Origin of the sequence: Streptomyces sp. NPDC088725 (genome assembly GCF_044751305.1) — a bacterium.
GTDB lineage: Bacteria > Actinomycetota > Actinomycetes > Streptomycetales > Streptomycetaceae > Streptomyces.
The window spans coordinates 282,856-288,855 of record NZ_JBIVLO010000009.1 but is presented as its reverse complement, the minus strand read 5'-3'; the positions used below and the strand labels follow the sequence as shown (position 1 = coordinate 288,855).

5 protein-coding genes and 1 pseudogene are annotated in these 6,000 nt (G+C 68.1%); 2 read left to right on the top strand and 4 right to left on the bottom strand.

Annotated features, from left to right (window positions below):
• Positions 1-240: 240 nt before the first annotated feature.
• The 4 genes and pseudogenes from ACIP6N_RS23410 to ACIP6N_RS23395 all read right to left on the bottom strand — a co-directional run.
• Positions 241-1,926, bottom strand: a complete 1,686-nt coding sequence (locus ACIP6N_RS23410) for a ribonuclease J (protein WP_401818356.1) — start codon at positions 1,924-1,926, stop codon at positions 241-243.
• A gap of 149 nt (positions 1,927-2,075) precedes the next feature.
• A complete protein-coding gene (gene dapA, locus ACIP6N_RS23405) occupies positions 2,076-2,975 on the bottom strand; it encodes a 4-hydroxy-tetrahydrodipicolinate synthase (protein ID WP_401818354.1) in 900 nt (299 codons plus the stop codon).
• A gap of 211 nt (positions 2,976-3,186) precedes the next feature.
• Positions 3,187-4,518: an FAD-dependent thymidylate synthase gene (thyX, locus tag ACIP6N_RS23400; RefSeq protein WP_401818382.1), complete on the bottom strand. Its 1,332-nt coding sequence runs from the start codon at positions 4,516-4,518 to the stop codon at positions 3,187-3,189.
• Positions 4,519-4,545: 27 nt separating this feature from the next.
• Positions 4,546-4,833 (bottom strand): annotated as a pseudogene (locus ACIP6N_RS23395) (FAD-dependent thymidylate synthase); the annotation flags it as partial.
• 181 nt (positions 4,834-5,014) lie between these two features.
• On the opposite strand from ACIP6N_RS23395, the gene ACIP6N_RS23390 reads away from it, so the two are divergent.
• Both ACIP6N_RS23390 and ACIP6N_RS23385 read left to right on the top strand, forming a co-directional pair.
• Positions 5,015-5,254, top strand: coding sequence for a hypothetical protein (locus tag ACIP6N_RS23390; protein WP_401818352.1), 240 nt, complete (start codon positions 5,015-5,017; stop codon positions 5,252-5,254).
• Positions 5,255-5,348: 94 nt separating this feature from the next.
• Positions 5,349-5,894: a hypothetical protein gene (locus tag ACIP6N_RS23385; protein ID WP_401818351.1), complete on the top strand. Its 546-nt coding sequence runs from the start codon at positions 5,349-5,351 to the stop codon at positions 5,892-5,894.
• Positions 5,895-6,000 lie beyond the last annotated feature (106 nt).

Sequence of the window (6,000 nt, the reverse complement as noted above, 5' to 3'; positions counted from 1 at the left end):
GACTCTATCAGATTCCGTTGGGCTGTTCTGCCCGGTGAAATCCGATGGCCTTTGGATTGGCCTTTTGCCTTTCGGCTGATCCGACTTTATCAGAATTCTCTGAGCCGGATTCCCCCTGTTGGGAGGGCCCCGGGCACATAAGTTACCGGGCTTCCCGCTGAGGTGGAGACGTAAACGTACTGGAGCGGGGCGCCCCGATGCAAATCGAGACGCCCCGCTCCTGACTGCACGTCAGATCGGTCAGACCTCGACCACGACGGGAAGGATCATCGGACGCCGGCGGTAGGTGTCGGAGACCCACTTGCCGACGACACGGCGCACCAACTGCTGGAGCTGGTGCGGCTCCGCGACGCCGTCAGAGGCCGATCGCGCGATGGCCTCGTCCACCTTCGGCAGGACGGCCGCGAAGGCCGAATCGTCGATGCCGGAGCCGCGGGCCTGGAAGTGCGGGCCGCCGACGACCTTGCCGGTGGTGGAATCGACCACCACGAACACCGAGATGATGCCTTCGTCGCCGAGGATGCGGCGGTCCTTGAGAGACGTCTCCGTGACATCGCCGACCGAGAGGCCGTCGACGTACACGTAACCCGCCTGGACCTTGCCGACGATTCTCGCCTTGCCGTCCACGAGGTCGACCACTACGCCGTCCTCCGCGATGACGATGTGGTCCTTCGGAACACCCGTCAGCGCGCCCAGCTCGGCGTTGGCGCGCAGGTGGCGCCATTCGCCGTGGACCGGCATCAGGTTCTTCGGCTTGCAGATGTTGTAGAAGTACAACAGCTCGCCGGCCGACGCGTGGCCCGAGACATGGACCTTCGCGTTCCCCTTGTGCACGACGTTCGCGCCCCACCTCGTCAGGCCGTTGATCACGCGGTAGACCGCGTTCTCGTTGCCCGGGATGAGGGAGGAGGCCAGGATCACGGTGTCGCCCTGGACGATCCGGATCTGGTGGTCCCGGTTGGCCATGCGGGAGAGCGCGGCCATCGGTTCGCCCTGGGAACCGGTGCAGACGAGCACGACCTGTTCGCCGGGGAGATCGTCCAGCGTCTTCACGTCGACGACCAGTCCGGCCGGCACCTTCAGGTAGCCCAGGTCCCGGGCGATGCCCATGTTGCGGACCATCGAACGGCCGACGAAAGCGACCCTGCGGCCGTGTTCGTGCGCCGCGTCCAGGATCTGCTGGATGCGGTGGACGTGGCTGGCGAAGCTCGCCACGATGACGCGCTTCTGCGCACTGCTGAAGACCTGCCGCAGGACATTGGCGATGTCCCGCTCCGGCGGGACGAAGCCCGGGACCTCCGCGTTCGTGGAGTCCGCGAGCAGCAGGTCGATGCCCTCCTCGCCGAGCCTGGCGAAGGTCGGCAGGTCGGTCAGCCTGCGGTCCAGCGGGAGCTGGTCCATCTTGAAGTCGCCCGTGTGCACCGCCATACCGGCGGGCGTGCGGATGGCGACCGCGAGAGCGTCGGGGATCGAGTGGTTCACCGCGACGAATTCGCAGTCGAACGGGCCGATCCGCTCGCGGTGCCCCTCGGTGACCTCAAGGGTGTACGGGCGGATGCGGTGCTCCTGGAGCTTCGCCTCGATTAGCGCGAGGGTCAGCTTGGAGCCGATCAGCGGGATGTCCGCCTTCAGCCGGAGCAGGAAGGGGACACCACCGATGTGGTCCTCGTGGCCGTGCGTGAGCACGATGCCGTCGATGTCGTCGAGGCGGTCCCGGATCGTGGTGAAGTCCGGCAGGATCAGGTCGATCCCGGGCTGCTCCTCTTCGGGGAAGAGGACACCGCAGTCGACGATGAGCAGACGGCCGTTGAATTCGAACACCGTCATATTGCGGCCGATTTCGCCGAGCCCGCCGAGCGGGGTGACGCGAAGGCCGTTCTTGGGAAGCTTCGGCGGCGCGCCGAGTTCGGGATGCGGATGACTCAAAAGACTCTCCTCACCACGCGCGCCACGTACCGCTCAGGCACGTGGCGCGCATGACATTCGTGCACTTGCAGTTGTCAGTTCTGACCGTCTGTGTTGACCGATTTCTCGGCGTGCTGCTGTCGTCGCGTATTCAGTTGTGAAGTCTGTGGCTAGAGCTGTACCCCGCCGGCGGCGAGATCGATCTTGAGCTGGGCCGTTTCCTGGGCCGACAGCTCCACCAGCGGAAGGCGCAGCGGACCGGCCGGCAGGTTCTGCAGGGTGAGCGCCGCCTTGGTGGTGATGACGCCCTGGGTCCTGAACATGCCGGTGAAGACCGGGAGCAGCTTCTGGTGGATCTCGGTGGCCTTCTGGACGTCACCGGCGAGGTGTGCGTCGAGGAGGGCCCGCAGCTCCGGGGTGACGACATGGCCGACGACCGAGACGAAGCCCACCGCGCCGACCGCGAGCAGCGGCAGATTGAGCATGTCGTCGCCCGAGTACCAGGCGAGGTCGCACTGTGCGATGGCCCAGCTGGCGCGTCCGAGGTCGCCCTTGGCGTCCTTGTTCGCGACGATGCGGGGGTGCTGGGCGAGACGGATGATCGTCTCGGTGTCGATCGGGACACCGCTGCGGCCCGGGATGTCGTACAGCATCACCGGGAGGCCGGTGGAGTCGGCGATCGCCGAGAAGTGCCGGAACAGGCCCTCTTGTGGCGGCTTGTTGTAGTACGGCGTGACCGCGAGCAGGCCGTGCGCGCCGGCGCGTTCGGCGTCGCGCGCCAGTTCCACGCTGTGGCGCGTGTCGTTGGTGCCGACCCCGGCCACGATGTGGGCACGGTCGCCCACGGCTTCCAGCACAGCCCGTACGAGCTGCTCTTTCTCCGCGTCACTGGTGGTCGGCGACTCGCCGGTGGTCCCGTTGAGGATCAGGCCGTCGTTGCCTGCGTCCACCAGGTGAGCGGCGAGCCGCTGAGCACCGTCGAGGTCGAGTGCGCCGTCAGCCGTGAAGGGCGTGACCATGGCGGTGAGGACCCGCCCGAAGGGGGTCTGCGGAGTGGAGATCGGAGCCATGGGTAACACGCTACTCGCTGCTCAGGTCAGGATGCCCCCTCGGGGACGGGACAAGAGGAGCCCGGCACTGCCTGCTCGGGGGTTCAAGCAGTGCCGGGTCCGTTTGATCAGCCTAGATGAACTTATCCAAAGGCCGCAATACGGACACTTCTCCTCGCTGCCCGTACATCTGTACTTGAGCAGGCAACGCGTCCGTTGCCACCTGGGGCAATCAGGGGGCGACACGGCCGTTGCTGTTGAAGGCCGCATGGGTGAGCGGCATCAGCTCCGCCCAGTGCGCTTCCATCTGCTCGGCGACCATCTCGATCTCCCGCTGCGGGAAGGACGGGGCCTTCGCCAGCTCGTGGCGCGTACGCAGGCCGAGGAAGTGCATCAGCGAGCGCGCGTTGCACGTGGCGTACATGGAGGAGAAGAGGCCGACGGGCAGGACGGAACGGGCCACCTCGCGGGCGACGCCGGCCGCCAGCATTTCCTGGTACGCCTCGTACGCCTGAAGGTAGGAACTCTCCATCGCCCGTCCGGTCAGCTCCTGCTGCTCCGGGGTGCCGTCGACGAACACGTACTTGCCGGGACGGCCCTCCTGGACGAGCTTGCGGTCCTCGCCCGGTACGTAGAACACCGGCTGAAGCTCGCGGTAGCGGCCCGATTCCTCGTTGTACGAGTTGTGCACGACGATGCCGTTGGCCAGGAAGTTGTGCCACGGGCCCTCGACGGAGAGGTCGTACGTCATCTCCTCGCCGTCGTCGGCGATCGAGACGATCTCGTCCGGCCCGGCGACGGCCGCGGTGCCTTCGCGCGCCGCGAGCGCCTGCCGCTCCGCGCTCCCGCGCACCTGGCACTCCTCGCACGCGGGGGCGAGATTGGCCTCGTCCAGCGCGCGCGTGAGGTCGTCGGCGACCGGGACCACATGGTCGAGCGCGAGCCGGTCACGCGGGAACTCGCCGCCGCACAGGTGGCAGGAGTCGGTGTCCTTGATCAGGCGCTCGCGGCGAGCGGACGTCCACACCCCGATACCGCGGCTCAGGCTCGGTGGAACGGTCACCTCCGGCGACGAAGGCGCGGGCGCGGCCGTCATGACCGCGTCCCCCACCGACAGCTCGCCGGCCTTGCGCCAGCCGTCCGGAGTCAGCACGGCGTGGTCGACCGTGGACCTGAGGGTCCTGCCGCCGGCCGTGGTGATCCTGATGAGCGGCTTCACACCGGACTCGATGACATCGACGACACGGGCGCGCCCGGCGGTCAGCGTGTCCTCGTCGTAGCAGCGGACGTGACTGGCGCGAACGCACTCCAGCTTCGGCAGGCGGGCGCCGGGACGCGGCTCCCGGAACTCCACGACCGCGGAATCCGCGGCTTCCCTGCTGTCGAACAGACCCAGATAGTGGTCCTGCCCGCCGTCGTGGACCTGGGCCCGCCACTTGCCGGCCTGGCCCTGCCAGCTGACACCGCCGGCCGAATGCGGCAGCCGGTCGTCCGCGTCGAGGTGCCAGAGCCGGTGGAGATCGGCGATGGTCCTGCCGCGTACCCGGCCCGCCTCGCTCTCCATCGTGATCTCCGTGTCCCCCGCGACGCACCAGCCCACCCGGTGGCGCATGAACTCGCGGAAGACGAAGATCGGGGCGCTGATGAAGAAGGTCATCGAGTTGTGCTCGAACGGGCTGCCGTGCCGGTCCCTCATCAGGTAGTTGATGAGCCCCCGGGAGCGCTCCGGGTCCTTCGAGAGCTCTTCCAGCGACTGCTCGCCCGCCGTGGAGACGCGCGCGGCCCACAGTACGTCGGAGTCGCCCGCGCTGTGTTTCACCAGCTCGACGGTGACATCACTGCGGAAGCTCGGCTTGGTCTCGGCGGGGGTGTCGCTCACCGACAGGGTCCTTCCATCTGCGTCGTTCTGGCGGCGCCCACTCTACGGGCAGGCTCCGACAGTCCCCCGGGAATGAGGGCACCGATCAGCCCCGTTGTTCGTCTCACGGGTGGCAACCGACCTGTACGCGGGGCCCGTCACGAGATCCCCGCCGTCCCGATTCCGCAAGGAGAGTCCTCCCATGTTCCGCCGGCGTGAGGCCGTCCCGTTCGCATTCGTCGCCGAGGCCGACCGCTTCCGCAGTAACGTCACACCACCGCCCAGGCAGCGCGCCGACCGGTCCCAGCTCATGGGCCGTACGTTGATCGGGCTCACGCTCGTGGCCGGTTTCGCCGGGTCGCTGCTGTTCGGGCTGCCGTCGCTGGAGACGGATCAGTCGCCCGCGCACACGCAGTCGTCCGAGGCCGCGCGGAGTCACTGACCCGACCGGACCCCCTCAAGTGGTCCGCACACGTGCGCGATCGGTAGCCTCACCGAGCACAGCAATCGAGCGTGCTTGTGAGTGAGGATCAGTCGTGCCCCTGCCCTTCCTGACGGCCGACCGGGTTGACGCGACCACCGATGATGTCGCGCTGCCGTTCGACGATCACGACCAATGGCGGCGTCCGTACCGCCCAGGACCCTGGCGCGTGGCGGGCGCCGCGCTTCTTCTGCTGCTCGCCTCGTTCATCCTGCTCGCCGCGATGATCATCGCGTTCGCCGCCACCGTGGCGGGCGCCGGCGTCTGCATGGCTCTGGCACTGGTGCTCGTCGCCGTCGCACTGCGGCTGCTCCGGGTCGGTGCCTGGGTCAGCCGCCACGGCGTACGGCGGGTGAGCCTGCACAAGACGTCCACCGTGGCGTGGGACCAGATCACCGCGGTCCGTACGGTCCAGCAGCCGGTGCGGTGGCTCGGGCTGCCGCGCACGGTGCAGGGTCAGGCCCTCGTCGCCGTGCGGCGGCGGGGAGAATCGGTTCCGCTGCTCACCGATCACAACGCGGACTTCCTGTCGCGTCGTGAGGCGTTCGACCGGGCGGCCGACACCGTCGAGGCCTGGGGCGACGAGTACCGCCGCCCCTGACAGCGCCGTAACAGCGACAGAGCCGGGTTTCTCCCCTGTGGGGAGGGACCCGGCTCTGTCGTGCGAGAAGGCGTACGGCGGCCCGCGAAGGCCGTTAGCGTGGCGT